The sequence below is a fragment of the Bosea sp. NBC_00550 genome (assembly GCF_026020075.1).
GTDB lineage: Bacteria > Pseudomonadota > Alphaproteobacteria > Rhizobiales > Beijerinckiaceae > Allobosea.
The window spans coordinates 1479968-1506613 of sequence record NZ_CP102772.1 but is presented as its reverse complement, the minus strand read 5'-3'; the positions used below and the strand labels follow the sequence as shown (position 1 = coordinate 1506613).

The following is a 26646-nucleotide window of genomic DNA, read 5'->3' as shown; positions in this document are numbered from 1 at the left end:
GCGGCTTATGCCTATCTACAAGCCATGACCGCGATTCCGTTCGACAACTCCTATGCGCGCCTGCCCGAGCGGTTCTATGCCGCGGTCGATCCGACCGCGGTCGCCGCGCCACGGCTTATCAAACTGAACGAGACGCTGGCCTCTGAGCTTGGCCTCGATCCCGATTGGCTGAAGGGGCCGGATGGCCTTGCGATGCTAGCCGGCAACAGCATCGCCGATGGGGCAAGCCCGATCGCGACCGCTTATGCCGGCCATCAGTTCGGTGGCTTCAGCCCACAGCTCGGGGATGGTCGCGCGATCCTGCTCGGTGAGGTTGTTGATCGCGAGGGCCGGCGCCGCGACATCCAGCTCAAGGGCTCCGGCCCGACGCCGTTCTCGCGCCGGGGGGATGGCAGGGCTGCGGTCGGTCCGGTCCTGCGCGAATACATCGTCAGCGAGGCGATGGCCGCGCTCGGCGTGCCGACGACGCGTGCACTTGCCGCCGTTCTGACCGGCGAGGTCGTCAGGCGCGAGACGCTCCTGCCGGGCGCCATCTTCACCCGGGTCGCTTCCAGCCATATCCGGATCGGGACCTTCCAGTTCTTTGCGGCCCGCCGCGATGTCGAGGCCCTTCGCCTCCTGGCCGACCACGTCATCACCCGGCATTATCCGGGTGTGGCCGGCAGCGAAGCGCCGTATCTCGCCTTGCTGGAAGCCGTCATCGCCGCGCAGGCCGATCTCATCGCGCGCTGGATGCTGATCGGCTTCATCCATGGGGTGATGAACACGGACAACATGTCGATCGCGGGCGAGACGATCGACTACGGGCCGTGCGCTTTCATGGACAGCTACGATCCTGCGACCGTGTTCAGCTCCATCGACGAACACGGCCGCTACGCCTATGGCAACCAGCCGCCGATCGCGCTGTGGAACCTGACTCGCCTCGCCGAGGCGCTGCTGCCGCTGCTGTCGGATGACCAGGAGAGGGCGGTGACGATCGCGCAGGACGCGCTCAACCGATTCAACGATCTGTTCCAGAGCCGACTGGTTGCCGGTTTCCGCCACAAGCTAGGCCTCGTCAGCGAGGCGCCGGACGATGTGCTGCTCATCAAGGCGCTGCTCGAGACGATGCAACGAGGACAGGCCGATTTCACATTGACGTTCCGGAGGCTCGGTGACGACCTCCTGGAGGGCGGGCGGCGCTGTCGCGAGCTGTTTGCCAACACAGGCGAATTCGACGGCTGGCTGAGCCGCTGGCATGAGCGCCTGCAGCAGGAGACCTTGTCCGCGGAGGAGCGGCAGCGCCTGATGCACGGCGTCAATCCGCTGTTCATTCCCAGGAACCATCGAATCGAGGCGGTGATCCAGGCCGCCGTGGAGCGCGACGATCTGGCGCCGTTCGAGGAGCTGCTGGCTGTTCTGGCGAACCCCTATGACGATCAGCCCGGGCGAGAGGCCTACACGCTGCCGCCCGCCGCTCACGAGCGTGTGCTGGCGACCTTCTGCGGCACCTAGGGCGTTTCAGTTTTGCGGCATGGCTGAAATCTGTCTGCCTGCGACCTCAGCCGGCAGCTGTGCCGCCGGCATTGCTGCGCGTATCGCGTTGCAGCGACAGGATGGTGTCGGCAACATCGAGACCCGTCCGATAGGCGCCGTGAGCGGTCGAGAAGTCCTGCGCCGAGCAGGCTTCACCTGCGAAGAAGATGCGTTCGTCCCAAGGGCGCGCCAGAACCGATCGGGCCGCGGCATGGCCCGGGAGGGCGTGGCTGTACGAACCGCGCGCGAAGGGCTGCCGGGCCCAGCGCGATTGAGCGACCGGCTTCAGCTTGAGCCTCATTCCGGAGCCGAACAGGCCTGAAAGCTCATCCAGCGCGAAGGCGGCCATCGCGCCGTCCTCTTCGAGTTCGCGCGCCGTGGCGCCGCCCAGGAAACCCTCGATCAGCGGGCGGCCGAACGGGCGCAAATGGTAGCTCGCCGTTCGGGACAGATGGGGATTGCCGAGGACCTGGGTGTCCGGTTCCAGATCGCTCGGTTCGTCGATATGGAAGACGATCTTGTCGGCAAGCCCCAGGGGCAGCCGGCTTGCGGCCTCGATCCAGTCGTCGAGTGCGTGGGGCAGCTCGATGACGCCGGCCGCCAGCACGTCGGTGGGTACGGAGACGATCGCTGTCCGGGCCCGGATGGTGCCGGTTTCCGTGACGATCGCGAGCCACCGTGCATCCGCCCGGATCGCGGTGACGGGGGTGCCGAGTGCGATCGGCAGCTCTGCGGCAGCCGCGGCGATGAGGCTGCCATAGCCCTTGACGACCCGCCAGTTCACGCCGGTATCGGCGTCGACATAGGCGAGGTAGTCGCGGATCGACAGCGCCTCCAATTCCACGCCGTTGACGTAGCTGCTGAGGGCTTCGAGATAGGGCTTCCATGGGTGTCCGGCCGCCAGCAGATCGGCCGCTCGGTCGGTTTCGACAGGAGCATGCCGTAGATCGGCTTCGAAGCGGGCCGAGGCGGCCCGTGCTGCTGCCTGCTCGGCCTCGGTGAAGCTGAGATTGCGGAACTGGCGGCCCCAGGGCGGGAGCGTTCGGTCGACTGCGAAGCCGAGGGTCGGGGCGAGCGCGGCCCAGGGGTTCCGGTCGGCTGAATGCAGCCAGCCGCAGCCGAGATCGATCGGTAGCCCGTCGTGATGGATCGTCCAGGCGCGGCCGCCGATCCGGTTCTCGGCTTCGACGACGAGAACGGAAAGCCGCGCCTGCGCAAGCCGCCGGGCGGCGGCGATGCCCGCGGCTCCGGCCCCGATCACGACGACATCATATTCGCTGTTCATTCCACCGCCCTCGGCGCCGCGCCGAGCTCCAGCCAATCGAGTTCTTCCTCGAGCCGATGGAACGCATCGTCTCCGATGGTGCCGTCGCGCCGCAGCGCCAGCGCCGTGTCGCGCGCCGCGGCGAGGGCGTCGCGCCGGAATCGGTTCTGTGCGGTGTCGAACTCCGCGCCGTCGCGCGTCTGTTCCAGCATGGCGCCGTATTCCCGGCGTATCGCCTCGGCGACCTCTGAAGGGGCGTCGCCGATCGTCGCGATCGCCGCCTTGAGCGCGAGCTTGCGGGCCATGCGGAATTCGTGCTCGACCGTCCGGTCCTCCACCGGGGCGAGCCGCTTGAGCAGCAGCGGCAAGGTGAGGCCCTGGATCAGAAGCGTGCCGACCACGACGACGAAGGCGCACATCAGGATCAGGTCGCGATAGGGAAAACCTATGGGAAGGGCATAGGCCGCCGCCAAAGTGACGATGCCGCGCATGCCGCACCAGGCGATGATCAGGCCGTCGCTCAGCGTCGAGGTTCGGGGCGGCTCCTCGCCGGCCGAGTGGGCGACGGCGCGGCCCGCCTGCTTCGCGACGATCTGATAGGCCATCACCCAGCTCAGGCGCACGACGATCACCGTTGCCAGGACGGCCAGCGCGATGCCGACATAGGCGGCGCTTCGCTGCGGGCCGAGATCGGCGAGGATCGGCCGCAATTGCAGGCCGACCAGCACGAAGGCCATGGTCTGGAGCACGAACACGGTGGTCTCCCACACCGCATAGGATGGAATGCGCAGACGGGCGCTCGTGCGGGCAGGGGCCGTGCGCGCCAGCACCATGGCATAGACCACGATGGTGATGATGCCGGAGAGATGGAGCTTTTCGGCCAGGATCCAGACGCCGAAGGTCGTGATGAACTGGAGGATAATCGCGCTCGGCGGATCGTTGAAGCGCCCGAGAAAACGGACGAAGAACGAGCCGAGCAGCGCGCCGAGGACGAGGCTCCCGACGACCACGAGGCCGAAGGTCGGCAGGGCGGAAGCCGGCGAGAAGCTGCCGGCGATCATAGCGGCGACCGCAACCCGGTAGATCAGCAGCGCCGTGGCATCGTTGAGGAGGCTTTCCCCCTCCAGGATGACGACGAGGCGATGCGGCGGGCGCACGCGCCGCAGGATGGCGGTGGCGGCGACGGCATCGGGAGGCGCGACGATCGCGCCCAGCGCCACCGCTGCCGCCCAGGGGAGATCCGGCAAGAACCATCTGGCGACGGCGGCAACGGCGATCGTCGTCACGCCCACGGCGACGACGACCAGGCTCCCGACAGTCCGCCATCTCTTGCGAAGATCCCGCACGGAGGTGTCGAAGGCGGCGTCGAGCAGGATCGGCGCGACGAAGAGCGCCAGCACCAGCTCCGGGTCGAGCGCGATCTCGGGCGCGTTCGGAATGAAGGCGATGCCCGTTCCCGCCACCGCCAGCACCACCGGATAGGGAATGCCGACACGACGCGAGGCCGCCGAGAGCAGGACGGCGGCCAGCATGATGATCAGGATCGATTCGAACAGGACCATCGTCGGCCGTTCCATTGGGGCGAGCCGGCACCTTAGCGAAGCCGCGGCGGGACCGCGACCGGTTTGCTCACAGGGCAGAGCCAGCTCCAGATTGACCTTTTACTCTGGTCATCGTACTGGTCTTACCAGAAAAAAACGATGGTTCAGGGAATGGAAGCTCAGGGTTCCGACAGCGCGTCGGGTTTCGAGCGCGTCTTCGCCTACCTGCAGGAGCGGTTGCTCGACGGCACGCTGAGGCAGGGCGAGCGGCTGATGGCCGAACGCGAACTCGCTACTCAGCTCGGCGTCGGCCGGCCGGTCGTGCGCGAGGCGCTGCGGGCGCTGCACATGCTCGGCATCGTCGAAATCCGCGAGCGCGTCGGCACCATCGTGAAGCGGCCGGACGCCTCGATGCTGCGGGATTTCTTTACCCTCGCGCTGGCCCAGCAGGCCGAGCTCATCGACGACGTTATGGAAGCGCGCATCGCGATCGAGTGCCAAGCCGTGCGCCTGGCCTGCGAGCGCGCCACCATCGCCGATTTCGAGCGCTTGCAGCGCGCGCTGGTCCGGATCGGCGAGACGATCGACGATGCCGATGCGGGCGGCTCCGCCGACTTCGATTTCCACCGTGCCATCGTGCTGGCGTCGCGCTCGCCGACGCTCGCGGTGCTGCATGAATCCATGTCGACGCTGCTGGCGCGCTCGCACCGCAGCCGCCGCGAACTCGTCCAGCAATTCAGCTCGATGAAGAGCTACCTGATCGACGACCACAAACGCGTCTTCGACACCATCGTCGCACGCGATCCCGATCGCGCCGAGGTGACGCTGCGGCGCCATTTCGCGATCGGCGACGAATACCGGCGCCGCGCCGTCACCGGCGAGGGCGACAGGCCGGAGACGCTGAGCGCGCAGGGAGCCTGAGGGCTCCGGATTCACCAGACAAGATGCCGAGAGAGCAGAACATGGCAGGGAACGAAAAAGGCAGCGTCGGCTTCATCGGCCTCGGCACGATGGGGCGCGAAATGGCGCGCAACCTGATGAAGGCGGGGCATCCCGTCGTCGTCTTCGACATCGTCGGCGATGCGGTGGCCGCATTGGTCGCAGAGGGTGCGAAGCCGGCGAAGAGTCCGGCCGAGGCGGCGGCGAGCGCCGATATCGCGATCACCATGCTGCCCGATACGCCGCAGGTCGAGGATGTCATCTATGGTGAGGGCGGGCTGCTAGCTGCGCCGCCACGCGGGCGTCTCATCGTCGACATGAGCACGATCTCGCCTGTCGCCGTCCGCAGGATGCATGCCGATCTCAAGGCTGCCGGGACCGATTTCATCGATGCGCCGGTTTCGGGCGGACCGCTCGGCGCCAAGAACGCGACGCTCACGATCATGGCCGGCGGCGAGGCCGCGGCCTTCGCCAAGGCAGAGCCGTTCTTCCGCGGCATGGGCACGACGATCACGCATGTCGGGGCGCCCGGCGCCGGCCAGGCGGTCAAGCTCTGCAACCAGCTGATCTGCGGCATCAACATCCAGGCCGTCTGCGAGGCGATCGCGCTCGGCCGGGCCTCCGGCGTGGATCTGGAGCAGATGCGCAGCGTGCTGCTCGGCGGCTCGGCGGCATCCTGGATGCTCGACAAGCTCGGCCCCGCGATGATCGCTGGCGATGCCGGGGCGGGCTTCCGCATCGACCTGATGCTGAAGGATCTGCGCCTCGTTCAGGAGCAGGCGCAAGCGCTCTCGGTGCCGCTGCCGGGCACCGCACTCGTCACCAGCCAGTACATCGAAGCACGGGCTCATGGCGAAGGCGGCAACGGCAATCAGGCGCTGTTCAAGGTCTATGACCGCATGACGAACCGGGCCTGACCGCGGCCATGGGTCTCAATCTCGACTTCTCCGTCGTTCTGGAGCGCTGGCCGCTCTTCCTCGACGGCGCGGTGATGACGCTGCAGCTCGCTTTCATGGCGATCCTGATCGGCGGCGCGATCGGCACGTTCTGTGCCATCGGCCGCGGCAGCAGCAATCGCTTCATCGCGGCGCTCTGCGCCGGTTATGTCGAGACGATCCGCAACACGCCGCTGCTGGTCCAGATCTTCCTGGTCTATTTCGGTCTCGCCAGCATCGGCCTCAAATTCTCGGCCTTCTCGGTGGCGGCTGCCGCATTGGCGATCAATGTCGGCGCCTATACCGCCGAGATCATGAGGGCGGGTTTCGAGGCAATTCCGCCCGGCCAGATCGAGGCGGCGGAAGGCCTCGCCCTCTCGCGCTTCCAGATTTACTGGCACGTCATCCTGCTGCCGGCGGTCGAGAAGGTCTATCCGTCGCTGACCAGCCAGTTCGTGCTGCTGATGCTGGCGTCTTCCGTCACCTCGCAGATATCGGCCGAGGAGCTGACAGCGGTCGCCAACTACGTGCAGTCCGACACCTATCGCGCCTTCGAGACCTATATCCTCGTCGCTCTCGCCTATATCGCGCTCTCGCTCGTCCTGCGCGCCGGCTTCTGGGCGCTGGGGCTCGTGCTCTTCCCGCGCCGCCGGCGCCTCGGCACGTCGCTCTAGAGGTCGATGATGGGCGGCTCCCTCAACGCGAACCATCTCCTCTTCCTCGGCCAGGGCGCGCTCTGGACCATCGGGCTGTCGGCCATTGCGCTGATCGGCGGCGGCCTCGTCGGATTCCTGATCGCGCTCGCCCGGGTTTCGCCGAGCAAGGCCGTGCGCCTGCTCAGCGGCGCCTATGTGCAACTGATCCAGGGCACGCCGCTGCTGGTGATCATGTTCCTCGGCTATTTCGGGCTCTCGGCGCTCGGCTTCTCGATCACGCCGCTCTGGGCCGCCGGGGCATCGCTGACGATCTATGTCGGCGCCTATTTCGGCGAGATCTGGCGCGGCTGCATCCAGGCCGTGCCGCGCCCGCAATGGGAGGCGGCCGAGGGGCTGGGGCTCAGCCGCACTCAGCGCATGCTCAAGGTCATCCTGCCGCAGGCCATGCGCATCGCCACGCCGCCGACCGTCGGCTTCATGGTGCAGATCATCAAGAACACCTCGCTGGCCTCGGTCGTCGGCTTCGTCGAGCTCGCCCGCTCCGGCCAGATCATCAACAACTCGCTGTTCGAGCCCTTCCTGATCTACGCGATCATCGCCCTGATCTACTTCGCGCTCTGCTTCCCGATCTCGCTCCTCAGCCGGCGTCTCGAGCGCCGCATGGGCGTCGGCCGCGCGAAGCTGATGCCGGCCTGACGAGATGTGAAAGCCATGAGCCAGGAACGCCCCATCATCGAACGCCCCACCGCTGAGCGCCCCATCGTCGTCCTCGACAAGGTCCATAAGAGTTTCGGCCCGCTCAAGGTGCTCGACGGCGTCAGCTTCACCGTCGCGCGCGGCGATGTGCTGGTGCTGATCGGCCGCTCCGGCTCCGGCAAGAGCACGGCGCTGCGCTGCATCGACCGCTTCGAGAAGATCGATTCAGGCGAAATCCGCGTCTGCGAACATCGCGTCGACGCCGCCGATATCGACCTGCGCGCGCTCCGGCAGGACGTCGGCATCGTCTTCCAGAGCTACAACCTGTTTCCGCACCTGACGATCGAGCAGAACATCACGCTGGCGCCGGTCTCGGTGAAGGGCATCAAGAGGGCCGAGGCCCGCGAGCTCGCCAAGGCCATGCTCGCCAAGGTCGGGCTGTCCGAGAAGCTCGACGCCTATCCCGAGCAGCTCTCCGGCGGCCAGCAGCAGCGCGCGGCGATCGCCCGCTCGCTCGCCATGCAGCCCAAGGTGATGCTGTTCGACGAGGTCACCTCCGCCCTCGATCCGGAGCTGACCGGCGAGGTGCTCAAGGTCATCGAGCAGCTCGCTGCCGATGGCATGACCATGGTCATGGTCACCCATGAGATGGGGTTTGCACGGGGCATCGCCGACCAGGTGGTGTTCATGCACGCCGGAAGGGTCCACGAGGCCGGAAGTGCCTCGATCCTTTCCGCACCGGCGACGCCGGAACTCGCCCAGTTCGTCGGAACCGGGCTCTAACAACCAAAAACGGGAAGGACACCAAGGATGAAACGTTTTCTCGCCATCGCCGTGCTCGGCACGACGGCTCTCGTCGGCGCCGGCCAGGCCGCCCGCGCCGACATGCTCGACGACATCACCAAGGCCGGCAAGATCCGCATCGCGACCGATCTGGCGATCCCGCCCTCGGGCATGATCGACGGCGCCATGAAGCCGACGGGCTCGGATGTCGAGACCGCCGAACTGCTCGCCAAGGATTGGGGCCTGCAGCTCGAATTCGTGCAGACCACGGGTGCCACACGCATCCCCAACGTCCAGACCAACAAGGCCGACATCATCATCTCGACGCTGTCGGTCACGCCGGATCGCGCCAAGGTCATCGACTTCTCCAAGCCCTATGCGGCGCTGCAATCGGTCGTCGGCTGCCTGAAGTCGCTCGATGTGAAGGGCTGGGACGACCTGAAGGGCAAGACGATCGCCGTCTCGCGCGGCACCACGCAGGACACGACCCTGACCAACATGAAGGAGCGCGACCTCAAGCTCGCCCGGTTCGAGGACGACGCGACGATGGTCACGGCCGCCATCTCCGGCCAGGCCGACTGCGTCGCGACCTCGGCGACGATCGTCTCGCAGATCGGCGTCAAGGCGCCGGTGCGCGCCTTCGAGCCCAAGGTCTCGATCACCAATTTCGACCTCGCCATCGGCGTGAAGAAGGGCGAGCCCAAGCTGCTGGAGAAGCTCGACGCCTGGGTCGAGCAGAACCTCAAGAACGGCAAGCTCAACGCGATCTACAAGAAGTTCCACGGCACCGAGCTGCCCGCGAACATGCGCGGCTGATCGCTCCTCAAGCCGGCGCCCTTCCTGGGCGCCGGCCCCTTGCTCCAACCACAACAGGAAAACCCATGCGTCTCGTCATCGGCTCCGACCATGCCGGCTGGTCCCTCAAGCAGCACGTCATCGACCACATCAAATCGCTGGGTCATGAGGTCGTCGATGTCGGCTCCCATGACGACAAGCCGGTCGATTTCCCCGATATCGCCCGCGAGGTCGCCCGCAAGGTCACCTCCGGAGAGGCCGAGCGCGGCATCATGGTCTGCGGCACCGGCGTCGGCGCTTCGATCGCCGCAAACAAGATGAAGGGCATCCGCGCCGCCGTCTGCCACGACATCCACTCCGCCCATCAGAGCGTCGAGCATGACGACGTCAACGTGATGTGCATCGGCGCCAAGATCGTCGGTCCCTGGCTCGCCAGCGACCTGATTTCGTCCTATCTCTCGGCCGAATTCTCGACCGACGAGGACTTCCGCCGCCGCGTCGAGAAGCTGCATCAGATGGATGCCGAAGGCTGAGCAGAGGATGGGCGCTCTATGATCCTGGTCTTCGGATCGATCAATGTCGATCTGGTCGCGCGGGTCGCGACCATTCCGGGGCCGGGCAAGACGGTGCTCGCTCCGTCCTATGAGCGCCATTTCGGCGGCAAGGGCGCGAACCAGGCCGTCGCGGCCGCGCGCCTTGCCGCGCCCGGCCGGGTCGCGATGGCGGCCTGTGTCGGCGATGACGGCTTCGGCCGGGAGTCGATCGACAACCTCGCCGCCAACGGCGTCGGGATCGAGCTGGTCCGGGCAGACGCCTCTCCGACCGGCTGCGCCTTCATCACCGTCGATGCGCGAGCGGAGAATGCGATCACGGTTGCCAGCGGCGCCAATCTTTCGCCGAAAGCGGAGGATGTGCCGGACGCGCTGCTGACCTCCGACGCGACGCTCGTGCTGCAGATGGAAGTCCCCTTCGCGCAATCGATTGCGCTCGCACGGCGCACGCGGCAGGCCGGCGGCAGGGTCATCTGGAATTGCGCGCCTGTGCCGGACGGTTTCAGTGCGGAGGATGCCAGCGCGCTGCTTGCCGCCAGCGATGTCCTGATCGTCAACGAGCACGAGGCGGCCGACATCGCCGCCATCCTTGGCAATTCTGGCGCCGGGATCGCCGGCTTCATCACGGGAACCACGACGAGTTGCATCGTCACGGCCGGCGCCGATGGTGCCTTTGCTCACACACCCGACGGCGAGACTTTTCATGTTCCGGCGCCGCGCATCGAACCCGTCGATACGACCGGAGCCGGCGACACCTTCGTCGGTGCCGTCGCCGCTGCGCTCGACGAGGGGCTCGGCCTCCGGCAGGCGCTCGACCTCGGTTGCCGCGCCGCCGCGCTATCCTGCCTCGCCCCAGGCGCGCAGGCCGGGATGCCGCACCGAAGCGCGCTCGGCTGAAAATGACGCGCTAGGATTCCGCACGCCGCCTGCGCCTTTCCAGCCAATCCAGGATTCGGGTGACCAGCCGCGCCATCGGGCGCTGCAGGAACGGCGTGTCCATCGCCAGCAGCAGGAGGCCCAACGGCAGCATCCAGAGCCCGAGGACCGGGAGGATCGACAGGCATCCGCCGATGATGAGCAGCGCTCCCGCAGGCAGTCGCACCCACCGCGACGCCGGGTGGCGAAGCCACCGCATCCAGGCCGCCAGACGCGGCGGCAGTTCGCGATCCAGGCGCTTGAACGCGCGCCGTAATTCTTGCTGTCCCAGGTTCATGAGGGAACGATGACGCCCGAGTGGGGCGGGAATGCAGACGGAACTCTCTCGCTGACGCATGGGAGGGATCAAAGATCGTGGGTTGCGCGTTCATCCGTCATCGAGACGAACGGTCGAACCATGACGATCGAGACGGAAGAACAGTACCGAGAGGCTGTCGAACGATTGGAAGCCTTGGCGGAGACGCCCGACGAGGCGCGGGACGAAGCCGCATTTCTCGACCTGTCCGCCGCCATGCTGGCCTATGAGATGAGGCCTGCTTCGGTCCCGAAGGAATAGGAGGCGACATGTTTTCATTCTTCTCCTCCAACCCCTGGCGCGAAGCGAATCCCGGGCGCGCCATCGTCCGCTGCGAGGATGATTACGAGCGCGCGGTCCAGCGAGTCGCCGAACTGGGAAATCCTGCTGCCGGTTCGCCGGAGGAGCTCGAGCTGATCGGTCTTCTCGAAGCGATCGAGAAATGGGAAGCCCGCCACGACGACGATGACGACTGGTCCTAGGAGGTTCAGCCCGCGTCGCGCCCGGCCCAGCGCTCGACGGAATGGTTGATCGCGAGCAGCAGGATAGCGAGAGCCGTTGCCGACAGGACGATCGCATGATCGCCTAGGCCGGCTGCGCAGCCCAGCGCTGCCGTGACCCAGACGGCCGCGGCTGTGGTCAGGCCCCTCGGCGCCTCGTCGCCCTTCCGCAAGACGATGACGCCCGCGCCGAGGAAGCCGATACCGGTCAGCAATCCTTGCACGACCCGGCTCGCGGCGTCCGCCTCATGCGGTTCGCTGAAGATCGTGGCGGCTGCGGCCGTGCCGAGGCCGACAAGCCCGAAGGTGCGGATGCCGGCAGCTCGCTGCTTGATGGTTCGTTCCCAGCCCACGACGATGCCCGCCGTCATGCCAGCGAGCAGCCGCAGCACGAGATCGACTTCGCCCCAGACATCGAAATTCATCATCGTTCTCCGCGGTTGCTCGGTGCGGAGAGTGCAACGCGCCTGGCGTGATTCCGTTCGATGGACGATCGGAAGAGAAGGGAGCGACGCGATGAAACGAGCGCGCCGCCTTGAGAGCGTGTTCGCTTCTCGCGCCTCAGCCTGAGGCCGCCATATGCCGGCGCGCCTTACCGGAACGGCGGCGAGTATTGCAGCCCGCCTTGCGTCCAGAGTGCATTGGGGCCGCGCTGCAGCTTCATCGGCGAGCTCATGCCGAGATTGCGTTCGAAGCTCTCGCCGTAATTGCCGATCGTGGCGATGATCCGCACCGCCCAGTCGTTGTTGACACCGAGCCCCTCGCCATATTTGCCGTCCTTGCCGAGGAAGCGGCGGATCTCCGGATTGGTCGAGGTTTCGGCGAGCTCCCTGACATTGGCTTTGGTCACGCCGAGCTCCTCGGCATTGATCAGGGCGAACAGCGTCCAGCGGACGAGATTGAACCAGCTGTCGTCGCCGCTGCGCACCCACGGGCCGAGCGGCTCCTTCGAGATCACCTCAGGCAGCACGACATGCTCTTCCGGGTCGCGGAACTTGAGCAGGTTCGCCGAGAGTGCCGAGACGTCCGTGGTGTAGGCGTCGCAGCGACCGGACTCATAGGCCTTGAGGGCATCCTCCGCCGTGCCGAAAGCGGCGACCTCGTATTTCATCCTGGTGCGGCGGAAATAGTCGGCGAGGTTGAGTTCGCTCGTCGTGCCCTGCGCGACGCAGATCGAGGCGCCGTCGAGCTTGCTGGCACTGGCGACGCCGAGCTTCTTCGGCACCATGAAACCCTGCCCGTCATAGTAGTTCACCCCGGTGAAGGTGACGCCCTGGCCGGTGTTGCGCGCCAGCGTCCAGGTGGTGGTGCGCGGCAGGACGTCGACCTCGCCGGCCTGCAGGGCGATCAGACGGTCCTTCGAGGTCAGCGGGACGAAAGCGGCCTTCTCCGTATCGTTGAAGAGCACGACGGCGAGCGCGCGGCAGATGTCGATGTCGAAGCCCTGCCAGCGGCCGTTGGCGTCCTGCGTCGAGAAGCCGGCGACCCCGGTGCTGGTGCCGCAGATGATCTTGCCGCGGTCGCGGATCGTCTTGAGCGTGTCGGCCGACGCGGCTGTCGTTGCCAGGCCCGCCGCGGCCAGAGCGATCCCAAATCCGGTGATGATGGTCTTCATCAGACTTCCCCTTTTTATGGTTGGTTTTCGACAAAGCAGTTCCTGCGCGGCGGGAACGGCCCGCCGCGTTCGCTTTCCTTTTCTGTCGTTGGCTTCAGGCGGCGCTGGCCGCCGGCACCCTTTCCAGCTTCACGAGCAGGGCATCGAGGTCGTTCCAGAGGTCGTCGGGATCCTCCAGTCCGATGCTGATGCGCAGGACCGTGCCCTCGTAGGTCCAGGGATTGACCGTGCGGTCGCCAGCCACGGCCATCGGGGCGATGAGGCTGCGCGTGCCGCCCCATGAGGCGCCGATGGCGAAGACCTTGAGCGCGGTCAGCGCCGCCTCGAGCGTCGCCTCCGCGACCGGCCTCAGCACGGCGCTGAACACGCCCGAGGAGCGGCCCATGTCGCGCTTCCAGATATCGTGGCCGGGGCAGGAGGGCAGGGCGGGATGCAGCACGGTCTCGACCGCGGGCGATTTCGTCAGCCGGCGCGCGAAATCCTCCGAGACCTTGCCCATATGGGCGACGCGCAGGCCCATGGTCTCGATGCCGCGCAGAGCGAGCTGGCATTCGTCGGGCGAGACGCCGACGCCGAAGGCGCGCAGCGTCTCCTTCATCTTTTCGCGCAACGCCATGTCCTTGACCGTGACCGAGCCGAGCAGCAGGTCGGAATGGCCGCCGACATATTTGGTCAGCGCCTCGCAGGCGAAATCGGCGCCATGCTCCAGCGGCTTGAAGATCAGCGGTGTCGCCCAGGTGTTGTCGCAGCCGACCAGCGCGCCCTTTGCCTTGGCCGCTGCGACAATGGCCGGCACATCCTGCACCTCCATCGTGCCGGAGCCCGGCGACTCGACCCAGACCAGCTTGACGGTCTCGTCGATGAGATCGGCGATCCCTGAGCCGATCAGCGGATCATAGACGCCATAGGCGATGCCGCGCGGCGCCAGATATTCGGCACAGAAGCTGCGCACCGGCGGGTAGACATGATCGGGGATCAGAACCTTGTCGCCCGGCATCAGCACGGAGAGCATGACGATGGTGACGGCAGCTTGGCCCGAGGGGACGAGCACCGTGCGCACGCCGCCATGGAGCGCGGTGAGCTGCGCCTCCAGCGTCCGGGTCGTCGGGGTGCCGTGCAGCCCATAGGTATAGCCGTCGAAGCCGCGATACTTGCGCGCGGCGAAGGTCTTGGCGTCGGGATAGACGATGGTCGAGGCGCGGTGCGTCGGCACGGCGAGGCTGGCGTAGCCGTCCTCGTCGACGCGGGGGTGATGAACGCAAAGTGTCAGGTCGTGCATGGTCGTTTCCCTTGCCGGGGCGGTGTCGTCGCGCGTCTCGAACGCGTTCAGGCAAAGGGTAGCGGCGCAGCAGCGCGTTACAATTCGAGCCAGGGCATAGCTCGATGCCGAATTATTATACCTCGTCAGCGGGCTTCCATGAGGCAGTCGATGAAATCGCGCACGAGCTGCGACTTCGGCCTGTCGGGGGGCAGGATGAGCAGGCTGCGGCTCTGCACTGCCGGCTCGAAGGGCCGCAGGACGAGGTGGCGCTGGTCATGGCCGGCGATCGCATAGGGGCTGACCAATCCGACGCCGACGCCTTCCGATACCAGCGCACAGACCGTCGCGGCGTAGATCGTCTCGACGACCACGCGGGGCGGTGCCGCGCCGGCCTCGGACATGATCATGTCGAAGCGTTGGCGCGCGCGATCCTCCGGCACATAGGCGACGAAGTCGACGCCCGACAGGTCATGCGGGCCGATCGTCTCGCGCTCCGCCAAGGGGTGGCCGAGCGGGATGGCGCAGAGCGCGCGGGGCTGCACGAAGGGCTGATGGACCACGCCGGTCACATCGATCTCGTCGGCTGCCAGGCCCAAGTCGAAGGTGCCTGCGGCGACGCCGTCCCTGACGTCGCGCGAGGGCAGGACCATGAGCGTCACCGTGGCGTCCGGGCGCAGATGGCGGAAGCGCAGCACGGCATTCGGCACGATCGAGGAACTCAGGGCCGACAGGGTGGCGACGCGCAACTGCCCGGCGCCATAGTCCCGGATGCGGGCGGCGCTCGCTCGCAGCCTGTCCATGCCCCGAAAATTGGCTTCAACCTCCGCGAAGAAGGTTCGCCCTTCCGGCGTCGGCACGATCCGGTTGCGCACGCGGTCGAACAGCGCGAAAGCCAGCGATCTTTCGAGCTCTGCGATCAGCCGGCTGATACCGGGCTGGGTGACCCCCAGGATCTCGGCCGCACGCGAGATGGTCCCCGCCTTCATCACGGCGGCGAAGACCTCGATCTGGCGGCTATTCATCCTGATGGCCCCGAAACTTTCGCCGAGGCCACTCTTAGCCGCATCGAGGCGCCGTCACCAAGATGCAAGGAGGTCCTGCGCCGAGGTCGACGTGCGTCCGCATCTCCATTCGGTATCGTCGCTGGACCGTTTCGGGTGGCGCTTACGGGCCGTAGACCGTCTTCCAGTCGTTCTTCATATCGACGACCAGCCAGCCCCTCGACGGAGCTTCGTCCAAGGCCTTGTCGAGCTTTCCGATATGGGATTGGCGATCATAGGCATATTCGCGCTCGGCGTCGGTGTGGTGAACGATGAGCGCGAAGCGCGGGCCGGTGTTGAGGGTCGTCCACTGCAGCATCTGCGGATCGCCGTCGGAGTTGCCGGCGGCGAAGACCGGTCGCCGGCCGATGAATTTGGCGATGCCGACGGGCTTGCCCGGGCCGTCGTCGACAAAGTCGACCTCGGGCAGCCGTTGCAGGGCCGGCTTGTCGCCGGAGAGCTCGTATTTGAGCTTGATGCTCGACCCGACGACCTGTTCGGGTGGGATGCCGTAGGCGGCCTCGACCCAGGGGCGCATGAACTCCAGCCCGCCGCCGGACACGATATAGGTCTTGAAGCCGTTTGCCCTGAGATAGGCGAGCAGCTCGACCATCGGCTTGTAGACGAGCTGGTTGTAGGGCCGGTTGAACTTCGGATGCCTTGCGTTCGCCATCCACTCCCTGACGATCCGCTCGAACTCGGCGCTGTCCATGCCGGCATGGGTCGCCATGAGGAGTTCTTCGATGCCCTTGACGCCGGTGGCGGCGACTCCCTTCAGATCCCCGGCAAGCAGCGACTTGAAGGGCTCCTGCGTCTGCCATTCCGGCTTGCCGGGCGCCAGCGCCTTGACCCGGTCGACCAGGAACATGCCCTGGAAGTAGTTCGGCTGCTCCGACCAGAGCGTTCCGTCATTGTCGAAGGTTGCGATGCGCTCTGCCACCGGAACGAAATCCGGGCGCCTTCCTTGGTGACCTTCTCGACGAAGGCCTTGATCGCCTGCTTGGCGCTGCCCTCATTCCAAGATGGAAGCGGATCGGGCTGCGCCGCGACGGGGCCGACGCCGAAGGCAAGCCCCATGGACACGAAAGCGGCTGCGGCAAGGGTTTTCCGTCTCGTGACGGGCACTGGAGATGAGACGGATTGATCCATGATGTGCCTCGCCGCATGTGTCATCGCGACGAACATCGAACTACATCCGGCCCCGGTCAGAAAGCTTGTAACTGTTACGGAGCGCTTGAGGGCTTGACCCCCTTGGGACAGCCGTCCGCTCAATCCGCTTCGGCGGGGGGAGGGGCAATCTCGGCCAGCGACAGCTCCATGACGGCCTGCGTGCCGCGGCCGCCGGTGTCGTCGTAACGAAGCTCGGTGCCCAGGCTTTTCGCCATCGCGCGGACGATCTTGCTGCCGAGACCCGTTCCCTTCACCGTGCCCGAGCCGTTCCAGCCGATCCCGTCATCGAGCACCTTCAGCGTGGCTGTGTCAGCCGTAGAGGACAGGCTTACGCGCACTTCGCCTTCGCCGGTCGGATAGGCGTATTTGAGCGCATTGGTGACGAGCTCGGTCGCGATCAGCCCGATCGAGATCGCCTTGTCTGTCTTCGCCAGCACGGGTTCGGCGTCGAACCGGATGGTCGGCATCTGGCCGGAACTGCCCAGCGACTGGGCGAATTCGTCAAGCAACGAACGGAGATAGCCGGCGAGATCGACCGCCCGGACATCATCCGAGGTGTAGAGGCTGCGGTGCAGGTTGCCGATCGCGGTGATGCGAGCCTGCGTCTCGGCGAGGGCGGCCTTGGCGCCGGGGTCCTCCACGGAATTGGCCTGCATCCTGACGAGCGAGCCGACGAGCGACAGGCTGTTGGCGACGCGATGGTTGACCTCGGCCAGCAGCATGATGGCGCGATCGCGCGCCGCGCGGACATCCCGCTCGGCCTGCTCGCGCGCCCGCGTCAGGCGGGCCTTGGCGACGGCATGCTCCAGCGCCGAGGTCAGCAGGATCTCGAAATCCTCGCCGACCGTCTTGACGACGTAGTCCATCGCGCCCGCCTTCAGGGCGGTGACGGCGATCGACAGCTCCGACGACGCCGTCACATAGATCACGGGCAAGGAGGCTTCGCTGGTCGCGAGAGCCGCCAGAACGTCGAGGCCCGACGCCGTGCCGAGGTCGTGATCGAGGATGACCACGTCCAGCTCTCCTGCGGCGGCGCGAGCAAGGCCGGCCTCGGCGGTCTCGACATGCTCGACGACGTAGCTATGGCGCGCCAGCATGCGCTGCACGAGCCGTCCGAGCGTGGCGTCGTCGTCGATATACAGAACGTTGATGGGCCGATTCGGCATCAGCAGCGGCCACGCAAGGTGGTCATGGTGTTTCCGGGACCTGAATGACGGCGAAAAACAGCCCGAGCTGGCGGATCGCATGGGCGAAGCCGTCATAGTCGACGGGCTTGGTGATGTAGACGTTGGCGCCCAGATCGTAGCAGCGCTGGATTTCGCGGCTGTCGTCAGTCGTGGTCAGCACGACGACGGGGGAGCGCTTGGTGTGGATGTTGGCCTTGACCTTCTCCAGGATGTCGACGCCGCCCATGTCGGGCAGGTTCAGGTCGAGCAGGATCAGCAACTGGCGGCCGACGCTGACGCTGCCGGAGCCGTCCGGACCCAGCAGATAATTCAGCGCATCCGTTCCGTTGGCGAAGGGGATGATCTCGTTGCTGACCCCCGCACGGCGAATGTTCTTCTCGATGAGGCGGGCATGGCCCTCGTCATCCTCGATCATGACGATCGATACGGGTTTTCCGTTGGTCACGCTTCGGCACTCCGTTTGTAGGCCGCAAGGTCCGGCGGCAGGGTGACCGTAAAGGTCGTGCCCTTTCCAAGTTCTGAGCGCACGCCGATGTCGCCGCCCAGATTGCGCACCAACGTCCGCACATGGGCGAGGCCGATTCCCTCGCCGGCGGTGTTCTGGACGCCGGACCGGCGGAACAGCTCGAAAATGCGCTCGCGGTCGCTGGCCGCGATGCCGCGGCCATTGTCCTCGATCTCGATTCTGACCCAGCCGCCGCGCTCGCGCCGCGTCCGGACGGATATCTGGATCGGCCGCTCCGGCGCCCGATACTTGATGGCGTTGTCGAGGAGATTGCCCATGATCTGGTCGAGCGAAAGGCGGTCGCTGACGATGCGCGGCGCCTGGGAGTCGATCGCGATGCCGCCGCCGTCTTCGTCGCTCGCCTGATGATGGACCGCTGCGGCCGCGGCCTCGATCAGCGCCGCAAGATCGACGCTTTCGATACGCAGCTCCCTGCGCCCTTCGCGCGAGATCTTGAGGATGGCGTTGATCAGCCCGTCCATCTTGCGGGTCGAGGACCGGATGAAGCCGATCGCCTCGGTCACGTCGACGCGCAGCGCTTCCTCGGCTTCGGCCTTCTGCTCGGGCGAGGCGGCTGGGCCGGCGGCGACATAGGTGTCGATCGGCTTGAACATCGCCTCCAGCTCGCTGGTGAAGCCCATGATGTTGACGAGCGGCGCCCGCAGGTCATGCGTCACGATGTAGGCGAAGCGCTGGACCTCCTCATTCGCCTTCACGAGCGCATCGGTTCGCTGGCGGACCCGCTCCTCCAGGCCGACATTGAGTGTCTCGACCTCGCGGCGGGTGGCGACCAGCTCGCGCGTGTAGCTGATGATCGTCCAGCTGGCCGCGCCGGCCATCGCCAGGATCAGGATGGCGCCGATGATCGTCGTCCAGCGCAGCCGGGTGGAGGCCGTGATCTGGGCGTCCATCGCCTCCCGCAGTTCCGCTTCGGACTTGTTCAGGATCGCCGCGAGGTCGGTCCGGATCTCGTCCATCAGCTGCTTGCCGGCTCCGGTTCCGACCACGGCGAGTGCCGCTTCGAAATCGCCGTTGCGCGCCGGCGCGAGCGTCGATGCGAGCTCCGCCATCTTCTGGTCGAGGCGGCTCGACAGCCGCTTTACGTTCGGCTCGACCTCGCGCAGGTTTGCAACCGCCCGTTCAAGCCGCGCCTTGTTATCCGGCAGATTGGCGACTGCAGCCGTATAGGGCTCGAGATAACTCTCGTCGCGGGTGAGCAGATAGCCGCGTTGTCCCGTCTCGGCATCCTGAACGCGCGAAAGCAGATCGGCAGAAGCGCTGCGAACCGCGCGCGCCGCCGTGACCTCGCCGAAATAGCGCTCGCTGGCGGTCGTAAGCCACAGCGAGGTCGAAACGATGATGACCAGTACGGCGATGCCGACGGCCAACAGAAAGGCGTTCGAGCGTCGGAAGAACGCCTGGGAAATCGGCATCGAGCAAACCAGTGGGGGATCGTTCCGGTGTCTTGGCCAATTGCGCAGCGCAGGGCAATAGCAAATGACATTGCGCAGACGGACCCGGCGTGCAGCGCAGAATGCGCGGGGCCGATTCTGCGGGCGATGCGTCGTCTCGCCCTCGTCAGCGACGAAAACAGCTCCGGTTCGCATGGAATCAGTTGAGAACGGCTTGGCCGAACCGGCCGGGATCGTGTCAGATGGCGGAACCGCAACGGACGTGGCCGACCGATGACGCTCGCCTTGATCAAGCGCCTTCTCGAGCCCGCCACGACGACCGTGATCGGCGGGTCTGCCGAAACGGATGAGCTGGCGAGGCAAATCCGTGCCGGGGGATATCGCGGCAATCTGGTCGTGCTCGCGGGGGTGGACGAGCTGCCATCGATGCCCCCGACCGATCTCGTCATCGCCTCCAGCGAGGCTGCGGAGACGACCCTGGCAGCGGCGACACAACGCGGATGCGCCGGTTTGCTTGTACCGGACGGGGAGGCTGCCGACCGCAACCGCCTGCGCGTGGCGGCCCGCGTGGCCGGCGTGAGACTGGTCGGGCCGTCATCGCTCGGCCTCGCCGCGCCGCGTCTCAGCCTCAACGCGACCGCCGTGCCCGTACAGCTTTCCGCGGGAACGCTCGCGCTGGTCGCGCAGTCCAACTCCGTGGCCGCGGGTATCCTGGCCTGGGCCGCGCGGCGCGAGATCGGCCTGTCCGGAGCCGTGGTGGTGGGCGAGGGGGCCGATGTCGATATCGCCGACTGCCTCGATCATTTCGCGGCGGATCCGGTGACGCGCACCATCCTGCTGGCTATCGACGATGTTACCGATGCCGGGCGCTTCCTGTCCTCGGCGCGGGCTGCCGCGCGAATCAAGCCCGTGCTTGTGCTGCGACCGCCGCGTCTCGATGTTGCATCGTCTGCCCTGACGCATTCCGGGTTGATCGTTACGAGCGATGCCGCGCATGACGCGGCCTTTCATCGCGCCGGATTGCTGCGCGTGAACGATCTCGACGAGCTCTTCGCGGCGGCGGAGACGCTCGGGCGCACGCGTGCGGCCGCTGCCGGCCGGCTCGCCATCGTGAGCAACGGGGAGGGGCTTGCAGCCCTCGCCGCCGGCCGGTTCCGTCAGGCCGGAGGCGCGCAGCTGCCACGCCCGGAGCCTGAGATTGTCCGCAGCGCGCAGGACTATCACGACGCGGTCTCTCGCCTGCTGGCGGAAGAGACGGTCGATGCGGTGCTCGCGCTCAACGCGCCGGTCGCTCCCGCCGATCCGCTAGATTGCGCCCGCGCGGTCGCCAGCGCTCGCGGCACCTCTCGGACCAAACCCGTCCTCGCGGCATGGATCGGCGCGGGCGAAAGCGCTGCTGCGATCTTCGCTGCCGCGGGGATTCCCTCATTCTCCACGGAACAGGAAGCAGTGGTGGGGTTCCAGCATCTCACCCGCCACGCTCGGCTAATCAAGGAGCTGATGGCGACGCCGCCATCGATCGACGAACAATATCTGCCCGATGTCGCCGCCGCGGAGGCGATCATCGAGCGGGCGCTCGGAGAACATCGGAGCTGGCTCGAACCGGACGAGGTCGCGCGGCTGCTCACGCTGTTCCGGATTCCCATGCTCGATCTCGTCATCGCTCCGGATGTCGAGGCGGCTGTCGCGGCGGCAGAGGTGCAATTCGGTGCAGGGCGGACGGTCGCTCTCAAGATCGTCTCTCCCGACATTCCGCATAAATCCGATGTCGGCGGCGTCGAACTGGACCTGGCCAATGCCGGCGCGGTCCGTGCGGCCGCAGAGAATATGACAGAGCGTCTCCGCCGGCTGCGACCGGAGGCTGACTTGGCCGGCTTCATGGTGCAGCCGATGGCCCATCGCGCCAAAGCACGGGAGCTGATCGCCGGCTTCGCCACGGATGCCTGCTTCGGGCCGGTGATCGTCTTCGGCCGTGGCGGCACGGCGGCCGAGCTAATCGCCGATACGCATGTCGCGCTGCCGCCGCTCGATCTCGCTTCGGCCGAGAGCCTGATCTCGCGTACGCGGGTTTCGCGCATCCTGGCGGCCTATCGCGACGTGCCTGCCGCCGACCGACGGGCGGTCGCCACTGTGCTGGTCGCGCTGGGGCAAATGGCGTCCGAGCTGCCGCAGATCCGGGAGCTCGATCTCAACCCGGTCCTTGCCGACGCGAACGGTGCCATCGCGGTGGATGCGCGCATAGCGCTCGAGCCTGCCCCCATGCGCCGCCGCCGCCCGGCGATCCGTCCGTATCCTTCCGCATGGACAAGGCGGCTGGTGCTGGGTGACCGCAGCTTTTCGGTGCGCCCGATCAAGCCGGAAGACGAGCTCCTGATCGGCGCGATGCTGAACCGGGTCACCCCGGAGGACCTGAGGCTACGGTTCTTCGCGCCGCTGAAGTCCTTCAGCCACACCTTCCTCGCACGCCTGACCCAGCTCGACTATGCTCGGGAAATGGCGTTCCTTGCCATCGAGGACGATAACGGCGAGGCTGCCGGGGCGGTCCGGCTGCATGCCGACCCCGGGCATGTCGAGGCCGAATACGCGATCCTGCTTCGCTCGGACCTGAAAGGCATGGGCCTCGGCCGCGCATTGATGCTGTTGATGATCGACTGGGCCAGAGCCGAAGGCATCCGGCGCGTTCATAGCCAGGTGCTGGCGGAGAACGGGCCGATGCTCACACTCTGCCAGAGCCTCGGCTTCGAGATCGCCTTCGACCCGGATGACATATCGGTCAAGCGGGTCACCCTGCGCCTGGATACGCCCGGTCGTTCCGACGGGTGAAAGCCTGTTCGCCTGAGCCTATCGCTTCGCCCCTCCTCGGGAGGAGGGGCCGAGTTCCGGACATCAGAAGCGATAGTTGAGGCCCGCCTTGAGCACATGGCCGCCATTGGAGCCTTCCGAACGGCCGAAGGGCAGGATCGCCTTGACCCCGTTCGAGCTGACATAGTTGTACTCGGCCTTTGCCGAAAGGCCGCCGGCAAAGGCCTGCTCGAGACCGGCGCCGACGAGATAGCCGCCTTTCCACCCGTCCGAGACGCCGGAGCCGCTCGGCGCTTCGAACTCCGTCATGGCATAGCCGGCCGTGGCGTAGAGCAAGGTTCGATCGAAGCTGAGACCGAGCCGCCCCTTGCCGGCAATGCGCCAGTTCTGCTCGACGCGGGCTCCGTCGATGAGCCGCTCGGAGCCGCCCATGTACGAGCCCTCGACCTCGACGCCCGCGACGGCCGGACCGAACTGCATGTTGTAGCCGCCCTGAAGACCGCCGACGAAGCCGTTGCGGTCGGACGAGAAGCTGAAGCTCTTGCCGAAGGCGAGGCCGCCATGGGCGCCGAGATAGAAGCCCTGCCAGCGATAGGCGGGCTGCTCGTAATATTCCGCGGGCGGGTTTTGATAACGGCTGCGCAAATCGGCGGCGCTGGCCGTCAGCGGCAACAGGCCGCCGACCATGGCGAAGGCAAACAGGGAACGAAACATCGAACTCTCCATGAAGATCCCGGCGCGTGGAGAAGATCTGGTTACGCGCCGTCGATGCATTCATGGTCGAGCCGCTGCATTGCAGCTAAATTGGGCGCCCTGAGTATTCACATGATTATTGTAAGTTTATTTTAGATAAAGCACCGATCTTGTTAGTATTTATTTAGTATTTTGGTTTGCGTATCGTCGAGAGGCAGCGTCAACCTGAAGCATGCTCCACCGAGCGGGCTTTCGACGACCGAAACCTGGCCTGCATGCCGATGCACGATCTCGCGGACGAGGTTGAGTCCCAGCCCGGCGCCATGGTCGCGTGGCTGCAGGCGGTGAAACGGTTCGAAGATCGCGTCGCGTTCGGCTTCCGGAACGCCTGGCCCCTCGTCCATGACCTCGACGGTGCCGGCGGCTTCGACATTCACGAGGATGAGGCCGCGACCGCCGCCATGCTCGATCGCATTCTGGATCAGGTTGGTGACGACGCGCTCGAGAGAGCCTGAATCGCCTTCGACGACAACAGGGACATCGGCCCCTTCGAGGGAGAGTTCGTAGCCGCCGGCGATCGCCAGCGGGGCGAGGTCGGCGACGACGGTTCGGCACAAGGCCACGAGATCGAGATGGCGAAAGCGCGTCTCGTCATGGCTGAGGCGCTGCATGTCCAGCAACTGTTCGGCAAGGCCGGCGATCCGGGCCGTATCCGTCTGCAATTTCGTCCTGAGCGCGTCCGGGGGCATCGAGTCCAGCCGGGTCTGCAGAATGGCGATCGGGGTCCTCAGCTCGTGGGCGGCATCGAGGATGAAGCGACGCTGGCGCTCGTAGCCCTCGTCGAGCCGCTGCAATGCACCGTTGATCGCGCTGACCAGAGGGTGGATTTCCGTCGGCACGTCGGCCCTGGGCAGACGATAGCCACGCCGGTCGACATCGATGAACTCGGCCGCCTTCGCAACCACGGCGACGCGGGAGAAAGCGCGGCTGACGATCCAGGGTATGACGATGACCGTCACGATCACGAGGAGGATGAGGATCGGGATCATCAGCAGATTCGACAGGAGCAGAACGGCGAAAGTCATGCTGAAGACAGGGCCTTTGCCGAGCACCGTGAAGTCGCCGGCCGGTCCCGAGGCGCGCCGCGCCACGGCGAGATAGGTGAAGGGCGGCTGGCTGTCGCGAATGTCGACGAAGTAGATGCTGTCGAGGTGGCGCGCCATCGTCCGGTAGATCGCCGGGACGTCTCCGGTCTCGACGATTTCCCCACGGCTGCTTCGTGCCACGAACCAGAAGTCCGGCGCCGTGCGGCGCAGCTCGACCAGTTCCCCGGTTTCCTGCAGGCGCAGGGTGCCGTCCGGTTCACGCACGATCGCGCGGGCTGCCGCCTCGGCGAATTGGGGATTGATCAGGAACACGCCTTCGCCGACCTGCAGGATGTAGGCGACGAAGGCGGTGCAGAAGGCGAACAGCACGGCGATCTGGAACATCAGGAGCTGGACGATCAGCCTGCGGCGCAGCGAGCGCGGCCAGCCCAGTTTCATGCGCAGGGTCGCAGCAGATATCCGACGCCGCGGATGCCATGGATCTCGACGCCGGCTTCCGCGTCGGCGAGCTTCTTGCGCAGGCGAGAGATGTGCGAATCCAAGGCGTTGGAGGCGATTTCGTCGTCGTAGCTGTAGACCGCGTCCTCAAGCGCGCTGCGCAGCACCGTACGCCCCTGGCGGCGCACCAGCGCCTCGAGCGCGAGCAATTCCCGGCGCCGCAGATCGAGCGGCGCCTCGCCGATCCGTGCTTCGCGCCCGTCGAGATCGAAGACCAGCCGGCCGATCCGGATATGCATGGGCTGGCGTTGCGCTGGCCGCCTGAGCACCGCGCGGATACGGGCGAGCAGTTCCTCCACGGCGAAAGGCTTGGCGATGTAGTCGTCCGCGCCGTGATCGAGCCCGTCGACGCGGTCCGGTAGGGAGCCGAGCGCCGTCAGGACGATGACCGGCACGTTGCTGGCGCGCGCTCTCACATGCCGGATGAGGCCAATGCCATCGCCATCGGGAGCTGGCGGTCGAGTATCACGACGTCATGGACCCGGTCGTCGACCGCCGCCATGGCGAGACCCAACGTCGCGACATGGTCGATCACGGCGTCATGCCGTTGGAGCGCAGCCGTCAAGGCGGCCGCCAACTCCGGTTCGTCTTCCACCAGCAGCAGGCGCATCAGGTACCCATAAACCGAAACGATTTCGTCTCGACAATCTCTCCCTTAGCTTGTGCGAACATTACGGCGGGAAAGATATGAGGCCCGGCGTCGTCACGGACGCCGGGGTTGGCTAAGAGAGGATGATGCCGAGAGAGGCTTTACCTCGGGCATTTTTGCTTGTTGAAAGCGGCTTGCTCCGCAAAGGTAATCGGAGGCTTGAGCCGCTTCATGGGAGAATGGATGACGATGATCCGGGTGTGGCGCTGCTGGCGGATGTGTCGGCCATCGCATCGGCGACACTGCCGAAGCCCCCGGTAGAGGCGCAATGACCGAGAGCCCCGCTAGTACCGTTCCTCCCGGCCGAGCCATCGCCGGGATGTTGCCCAGCCTCATCGGCTTCGGTGGCGCGCCGCTTGGCGATCTCTATGCCCATCTTAACGAAGCCACCGCGCAGGCGACGGTCGCGGCTGCGCTCGCGGCGGGCATCAATCTCGTCGACACCTCGCCGCTCTACGGCCACGGCCTGTCTGAACACCGCATCGGCGCGGCGCTGCGCACGGTTCCGCGCGAGAGCGTCATCCTCTCGACCAAGGTCGGCCGCTGGATGCAGCCCGGCGGGCCGAAGCATGACGGTTCGGGCTATCGCGGCGGCCTGCCGCATCCGGCGGTGATCGACTATTCCTATGATGGCGCGATGCGCTCGCTGGAGCAGTCGCTCCTGCGGCTCGGCACCGACCATGTCGACATCCTGCTGATCCACGACGTCGATGTCTGGACGCATGGCGACCAGATGGAACAGCGCTTCGCCGAGGCGATGGATGGCGCCTACAAGGCGCTGGAGAAGCTGCGTGCGAGCGGCGGGGTCAAGGCCATCGGAGTCGGCGTCAACGAAGCCGAGATGTGCGAGCGTTTCGCCCGTGCCGGGGATTTCGACGTGATGATGCTGGCGGGGCGCTACACGCTGCTGGAGCAGGGCGCGCTCGATAGCTTCCTGCCGCTGGCTCTGGAGAAGAAGATCGCCGTGATGCTGGCCGGCGTCTTCAATTCGGGCATCCTCGCCACCGGTGCCCGCGAAGGGGCGTATTACAACTATCAGCCGGCGCCGCCCGCGATCCTAGCCAGGGTCGCGCGTATCGAGGCGGTCTGTGCCGCGCATGGTGTGGCGCTGCCGCAGGCGGCTCTCGCCTTTGCCGCTGCTCATCCGGCCGTCGCCAGCATCGTGCTCGGCGCCGTGACGCCCGCCGAGATCGCGCGCAATCTCGATCTGGTCGCCCTGCCGGTGCCGGTTGGCCTGTGGAGCGACCTCAAGGCCGAAGGGCTGGTCCCCGGCCATGCGCCTCTGCCGATATGACCGGAGTG

The 26646-nt window shown here is 66.4% G+C and carries 25 protein-coding genes and 2 pseudogenes; 13 read left to right on the top strand and 14 right to left on the bottom strand.

Annotated features, from left to right (window positions below; all coding sequences use genetic code 11):
• Nucleotides 1–24: 24 nt before the first annotated feature.
• A complete protein-coding gene (locus tag NWE53_RS07085; RefSeq protein ID WP_265053645.1) occupies nucleotides 25–1494 on the top strand; it encodes a protein adenylyltransferase SelO in 1470 nt (489 codons plus the stop codon).
• 46 nt (nucleotides 1495–1540) lie between these two features.
• Here the strand turns inward: NWE53_RS07085 and NWE53_RS07080 are convergent, their stop codons facing one another.
• Both NWE53_RS07080 and NWE53_RS07075 read right to left on the bottom strand, forming a co-directional pair.
• Nucleotides 1541–2800: a flavin monoamine oxidase family protein gene (locus NWE53_RS07080; protein WP_265053644.1), complete on the bottom strand. Its 1260-nt coding sequence runs from the start codon at nucleotides 2798–2800 to the stop codon at nucleotides 1541–1543.
• A complete protein-coding gene (locus NWE53_RS07075) occupies nucleotides 2797–4341 on the bottom strand; it encodes a cation:proton antiporter (protein WP_265053643.1) in 1545 nt (514 codons plus the stop codon). Before NWE53_RS07075 ends, NWE53_RS07080 begins: the two co-directional genes overlap by 4 nt.
• Before the next feature lie 138 nt (nucleotides 4342–4479).
• Here NWE53_RS07075 and NWE53_RS07070 point away from each other — a divergent pair, with 138 nt between their 5' ends.
• From NWE53_RS07070 to NWE53_RS07035, 8 genes are all read left to right on the top strand, one after another.
• Entirely contained in the window at nucleotides 4480–5241 is a 762-nt protein-coding gene (locus NWE53_RS07070; protein ID WP_265053642.1) for a FadR/GntR family transcriptional regulator, read from the top strand.
• A 41-nt stretch (nucleotides 5242–5282) separates the two neighbouring features.
• Nucleotides 5283–6176 (top strand): NAD(P)-dependent oxidoreductase, encoded by an 894-nt coding sequence (locus NWE53_RS07065; protein ID WP_265053641.1) that lies wholly within the window; start codon nucleotides 5283–5285, stop codon nucleotides 6174–6176.
• An 8-nt stretch (nucleotides 6177–6184) separates the two neighbouring features.
• Nucleotides 6185–6868 carry an amino acid ABC transporter permease gene (locus NWE53_RS07060; RefSeq protein WP_265053640.1) on the top strand — a complete coding sequence of 228 codons (684 nt, stop codon included), beginning with the start codon at nucleotides 6185–6187 and terminating at the stop codon, nucleotides 6866–6868.
• Between the two features lie 9 nt (nucleotides 6869–6877).
• Complete coding sequence (locus tag NWE53_RS07055) at nucleotides 6878–7546, top strand: amino acid ABC transporter permease (protein WP_265053639.1); 669 nt, start codon at nucleotides 6878–6880, stop codon at nucleotides 7544–7546.
• 15 nt (nucleotides 7547–7561) lie between these two features.
• Nucleotides 7562–8329 (top strand): amino acid ABC transporter ATP-binding protein, encoded by a 768-nt coding sequence (locus NWE53_RS07050; RefSeq protein ID WP_265053638.1) that lies wholly within the window; start codon nucleotides 7562–7564, stop codon nucleotides 8327–8329.
• 27 nt (nucleotides 8330–8356) lie between these two features.
• Nucleotides 8357–9145: a transporter substrate-binding domain-containing protein gene (locus tag NWE53_RS07045; protein WP_265053637.1), complete on the top strand. Its 789-nt coding sequence runs from the start codon at nucleotides 8357–8359 to the stop codon at nucleotides 9143–9145.
• 65 nt (nucleotides 9146–9210) lie between these two features.
• Nucleotides 9211–9657, top strand: coding sequence for a ribose 5-phosphate isomerase B (gene rpiB, locus NWE53_RS07040; protein WP_149128891.1), 447 nt, complete (start codon nucleotides 9211–9213; stop codon nucleotides 9655–9657).
• An 18-nt stretch (nucleotides 9658–9675) separates the two neighbouring features.
• Nucleotides 9676–10572 (top strand): ribokinase, encoded by an 897-nt coding sequence (locus NWE53_RS07035; protein WP_265053636.1) that lies wholly within the window; start codon nucleotides 9676–9678, stop codon nucleotides 10570–10572.
• Between the two features lie 10 nt (nucleotides 10573–10582).
• Here the strand turns inward: NWE53_RS07035 and NWE53_RS07030 are convergent, their stop codons facing one another.
• The gene (locus tag NWE53_RS07030; RefSeq protein ID WP_265053635.1) at nucleotides 10583–10888 is read right to left on the bottom strand and encodes a hypothetical protein; all 306 of its coding nucleotides are present in this window, start codon (nucleotides 10886–10888) and stop codon (nucleotides 10583–10585) included.
• A 120-nt stretch (nucleotides 10889–11008) separates the two neighbouring features.
• Here NWE53_RS07030 and NWE53_RS07025 point away from each other — a divergent pair, with 120 nt between their 5' ends.
• Both NWE53_RS07025 and NWE53_RS07020 read left to right on the top strand, forming a co-directional pair.
• Entirely contained in the window at nucleotides 11009–11167 is a 159-nt protein-coding gene (locus tag NWE53_RS07025) for a hypothetical protein (RefSeq protein WP_265053634.1), read from the top strand.
• Between the two features lie 8 nt (nucleotides 11168–11175).
• Nucleotides 11176–11388: a hypothetical protein gene (locus tag NWE53_RS07020; RefSeq protein ID WP_265053633.1), complete on the top strand. Its 213-nt coding sequence runs from the start codon at nucleotides 11176–11178 to the stop codon at nucleotides 11386–11388.
• Between the two features lie 5 nt (nucleotides 11389–11393).
• On the opposite strand, the gene NWE53_RS07015 is transcribed toward NWE53_RS07020, so the two are convergent.
• The 8 genes and pseudogenes from NWE53_RS07015 to NWE53_RS06980 all read right to left on the bottom strand — a co-directional run bounded on the left by NWE53_RS07015 (nucleotide 11394) and on the right by NWE53_RS06980 (nucleotide 19617).
• Nucleotides 11394–11831, bottom strand: a complete 438-nt coding sequence (locus NWE53_RS07015; protein ID WP_265053632.1) for an MgtC/SapB family protein — start codon at nucleotides 11829–11831, stop codon at nucleotides 11394–11396.
• A 167-nt stretch (nucleotides 11832–11998) separates the two neighbouring features.
• Complete coding sequence (locus NWE53_RS07010) at nucleotides 11999–13021, bottom strand: amino acid ABC transporter substrate-binding protein (RefSeq protein WP_265053631.1); 1023 nt, start codon at nucleotides 13019–13021, stop codon at nucleotides 11999–12001.
• A 94-nt stretch (nucleotides 13022–13115) separates the two neighbouring features.
• Nucleotides 13116–14300, bottom strand: a complete 1185-nt coding sequence (gene metC / locus NWE53_RS07005; protein WP_265053630.1) for a cystathionine beta-lyase — start codon at nucleotides 14298–14300, stop codon at nucleotides 13116–13118.
• 125 nt (nucleotides 14301–14425) lie between these two features.
• Nucleotides 14426–15304 carry a LysR substrate-binding domain-containing protein gene (locus NWE53_RS07000; RefSeq protein ID WP_265053629.1) on the bottom strand — a complete coding sequence of 293 codons (879 nt, stop codon included), beginning with the start codon at nucleotides 15302–15304 and terminating at the stop codon, nucleotides 14426–14428.
• A gap of 142 nt (nucleotides 15305–15446) precedes the next feature.
• Nucleotides 15447–16399: pseudogene (locus NWE53_RS06995) on the bottom strand (HAD family hydrolase).
• 191 nt (nucleotides 16400–16590) lie between these two features.
• Nucleotides 16591–17658: a response regulator gene (locus NWE53_RS06990; RefSeq protein ID WP_265053628.1), complete on the bottom strand. Its 1068-nt coding sequence runs from the start codon at nucleotides 17656–17658 to the stop codon at nucleotides 16591–16593.
• Nucleotides 17659–17680: 22 nt separating this feature from the next.
• A complete protein-coding gene (locus NWE53_RS06985) occupies nucleotides 17681–18094 on the bottom strand; it encodes a response regulator (protein WP_265054835.1) in 414 nt (137 codons plus the stop codon).
• A 26-nt stretch (nucleotides 18095–18120) separates the two neighbouring features.
• Nucleotides 18121–19617: a sensor histidine kinase gene (locus NWE53_RS06980; protein ID WP_265053627.1), complete on the bottom strand. Its 1497-nt coding sequence runs from the start codon at nucleotides 19615–19617 to the stop codon at nucleotides 18121–18123.
• 252 nt (nucleotides 19618–19869) lie between these two features.
• Between NWE53_RS06980 and NWE53_RS06975 the strand changes: the two genes are divergently transcribed.
• Entirely contained in the window at nucleotides 19870–22419 is a 2550-nt protein-coding gene (locus tag NWE53_RS06975) for a bifunctional acetate--CoA ligase family protein/GNAT family N-acetyltransferase (protein WP_265053626.1), read from the top strand.
• 63 nt (nucleotides 22420–22482) lie between these two features.
• Here the strand turns inward: NWE53_RS06975 and NWE53_RS06970 are convergent, their stop codons facing one another.
• The 3 genes and pseudogenes from NWE53_RS06970 to NWE53_RS06960 all read right to left on the bottom strand — a co-directional run bounded on the left by NWE53_RS06970 (nucleotide 22483) and on the right by NWE53_RS06960 (nucleotide 25305).
• Nucleotides 22483–23112: an outer membrane protein gene (locus tag NWE53_RS06970; protein WP_265053625.1), complete on the bottom strand. Its 630-nt coding sequence runs from the start codon at nucleotides 23110–23112 to the stop codon at nucleotides 22483–22485.
• 152 nt (nucleotides 23113–23264) lie between these two features.
• Entirely contained in the window at nucleotides 23265–24635 is a 1371-nt protein-coding gene (locus NWE53_RS06965) for a sensor histidine kinase (protein ID WP_265053624.1), read from the bottom strand.
• Nucleotides 24632–25305 (bottom strand): annotated as a pseudogene (locus NWE53_RS06960) (response regulator transcription factor). Before NWE53_RS06960 ends, NWE53_RS06965 begins: the two are co-directional and overlap by 4 nt.
• 358 nt (nucleotides 25306–25663) lie before the next feature.
• Here NWE53_RS06960 and NWE53_RS06955 point away from each other — a divergent pair.
• Nucleotides 25664–26638 (top strand): aldo/keto reductase, encoded by a 975-nt coding sequence (locus NWE53_RS06955; RefSeq protein WP_265053623.1) that lies wholly within the window; start codon nucleotides 25664–25666, stop codon nucleotides 26636–26638.
• Nucleotides 26639–26646 lie beyond the last annotated feature (8 nt).

Excerpts from the sequence above, each read along its gene's own strand:
- NWE53_RS07075 (WP_265053643.1), bottom strand. The coding sequence starts at position 4,341 with ATGGTCCTGTTCGAATCGATCCTGATCATCATGCTGGCCGCCGTCCTG.
- NWE53_RS06970 (WP_265053625.1), bottom strand. The coding sequence starts at position 23,112 with ATGTTTCGTTCCCTGTTTGCCTTCGCCATGGTCGGCGGCCTGTTGCCG.
- NWE53_RS06990 (WP_265053628.1), bottom strand. The coding sequence starts at position 17,658 with ATGCCGAATCGGCCCATCAACGTTCTGTATATCGACGACGACGCCACG.
- NWE53_RS07070 (WP_265053642.1), top strand. The coding sequence starts at position 4,480 with ATGGTTCAGGGAATGGAAGCTCAGGGTTCCGACAGCGCGTCGGGTTTC.
- NWE53_RS07035 (WP_265053636.1), top strand. The coding sequence starts at position 9,676 with ATGATCCTGGTCTTCGGATCGATCAATGTCGATCTGGTCGCGCGGGTC.
- NWE53_RS07060 (WP_265053640.1), top strand. The coding sequence starts at position 6,185 with ATGGGTCTCAATCTCGACTTCTCCGTCGTTCTGGAGCGCTGGCCGCTC.
- metC (WP_265053630.1), bottom strand. The coding sequence starts at position 14,300 with ATGCACGACCTGACACTTTGCGTTCATCACCCCCGCGTCGACGAGGAC.
- NWE53_RS06965 (WP_265053624.1), bottom strand. The coding sequence starts at position 24,635 with ATGAAACTGGGCTGGCCGCGCTCGCTGCGCCGCAGGCTGATCGTCCAG.
- NWE53_RS07030 (WP_265053635.1), bottom strand. The coding sequence starts at position 10,888 with ATGAACCTGGGACAGCAAGAATTACGGCGCGCGTTCAAGCGCCTGGAT.
- NWE53_RS07065 (WP_265053641.1), top strand. The coding sequence starts at position 5,283 with ATGGCAGGGAACGAAAAAGGCAGCGTCGGCTTCATCGGCCTCGGCACG.
- NWE53_RS07000 (WP_265053629.1), bottom strand. The coding sequence starts at position 15,304 with ATGAATAGCCGCCAGATCGAGGTCTTCGCCGCCGTGATGAAGGCGGGG.
- NWE53_RS06955 (WP_265053623.1), top strand. The coding sequence starts at position 25,664 with ATGTTGCCCAGCCTCATCGGCTTCGGTGGCGCGCCGCTTGGCGATCTC.
- NWE53_RS07025 (WP_265053634.1), top strand. The coding sequence starts at position 11,009 with ATGACGATCGAGACGGAAGAACAGTACCGAGAGGCTGTCGAACGATTG.
- NWE53_RS06985 (WP_265054835.1), bottom strand. The coding sequence starts at position 18,094 with ATGATCGAGGATGACGAGGGCCATGCCCGCCTCATCGAGAAGAACATT.
- NWE53_RS07055 (WP_265053639.1), top strand. The coding sequence starts at position 6,878 with ATGGGCGGCTCCCTCAACGCGAACCATCTCCTCTTCCTCGGCCAGGGC.
- NWE53_RS06980 (WP_265053627.1), bottom strand. The coding sequence starts at position 19,617 with ATGCCGATTTCCCAGGCGTTCTTCCGACGCTCGAACGCCTTTCTGTTG.
- NWE53_RS07080 (WP_265053644.1), bottom strand. The coding sequence starts at position 2,800 with ATGAACAGCGAATATGATGTCGTCGTGATCGGGGCCGGAGCCGCGGGC.
- rpiB (WP_149128891.1), top strand. The coding sequence starts at position 9,211 with ATGCGTCTCGTCATCGGCTCCGACCATGCCGGCTGGTCCCTCAAGCAG.
- NWE53_RS07010 (WP_265053631.1), bottom strand. The coding sequence starts at position 13,021 with ATGAAGACCATCATCACCGGATTTGGGATCGCTCTGGCCGCGGCGGGC.
- NWE53_RS06975 (WP_265053626.1), top strand. The coding sequence starts at position 19,870 with ATGACGCTCGCCTTGATCAAGCGCCTTCTCGAGCCCGCCACGACGACC.
- NWE53_RS07020 (WP_265053633.1), top strand. The coding sequence starts at position 11,176 with ATGTTTTCATTCTTCTCCTCCAACCCCTGGCGCGAAGCGAATCCCGGG.
- NWE53_RS07050 (WP_265053638.1), top strand. The coding sequence starts at position 7,562 with ATGAGCCAGGAACGCCCCATCATCGAACGCCCCACCGCTGAGCGCCCC.
- NWE53_RS07045 (WP_265053637.1), top strand. The coding sequence starts at position 8,357 with ATGAAACGTTTTCTCGCCATCGCCGTGCTCGGCACGACGGCTCTCGTC.
- NWE53_RS07085 (WP_265053645.1), top strand. The coding sequence starts at position 25 with ATGACCGCGATTCCGTTCGACAACTCCTATGCGCGCCTGCCCGAGCGG.
- NWE53_RS07015 (WP_265053632.1), bottom strand. The coding sequence starts at position 11,831 with ATGAATTTCGATGTCTGGGGCGAAGTCGATCTCGTGCTGCGGCTGCTC.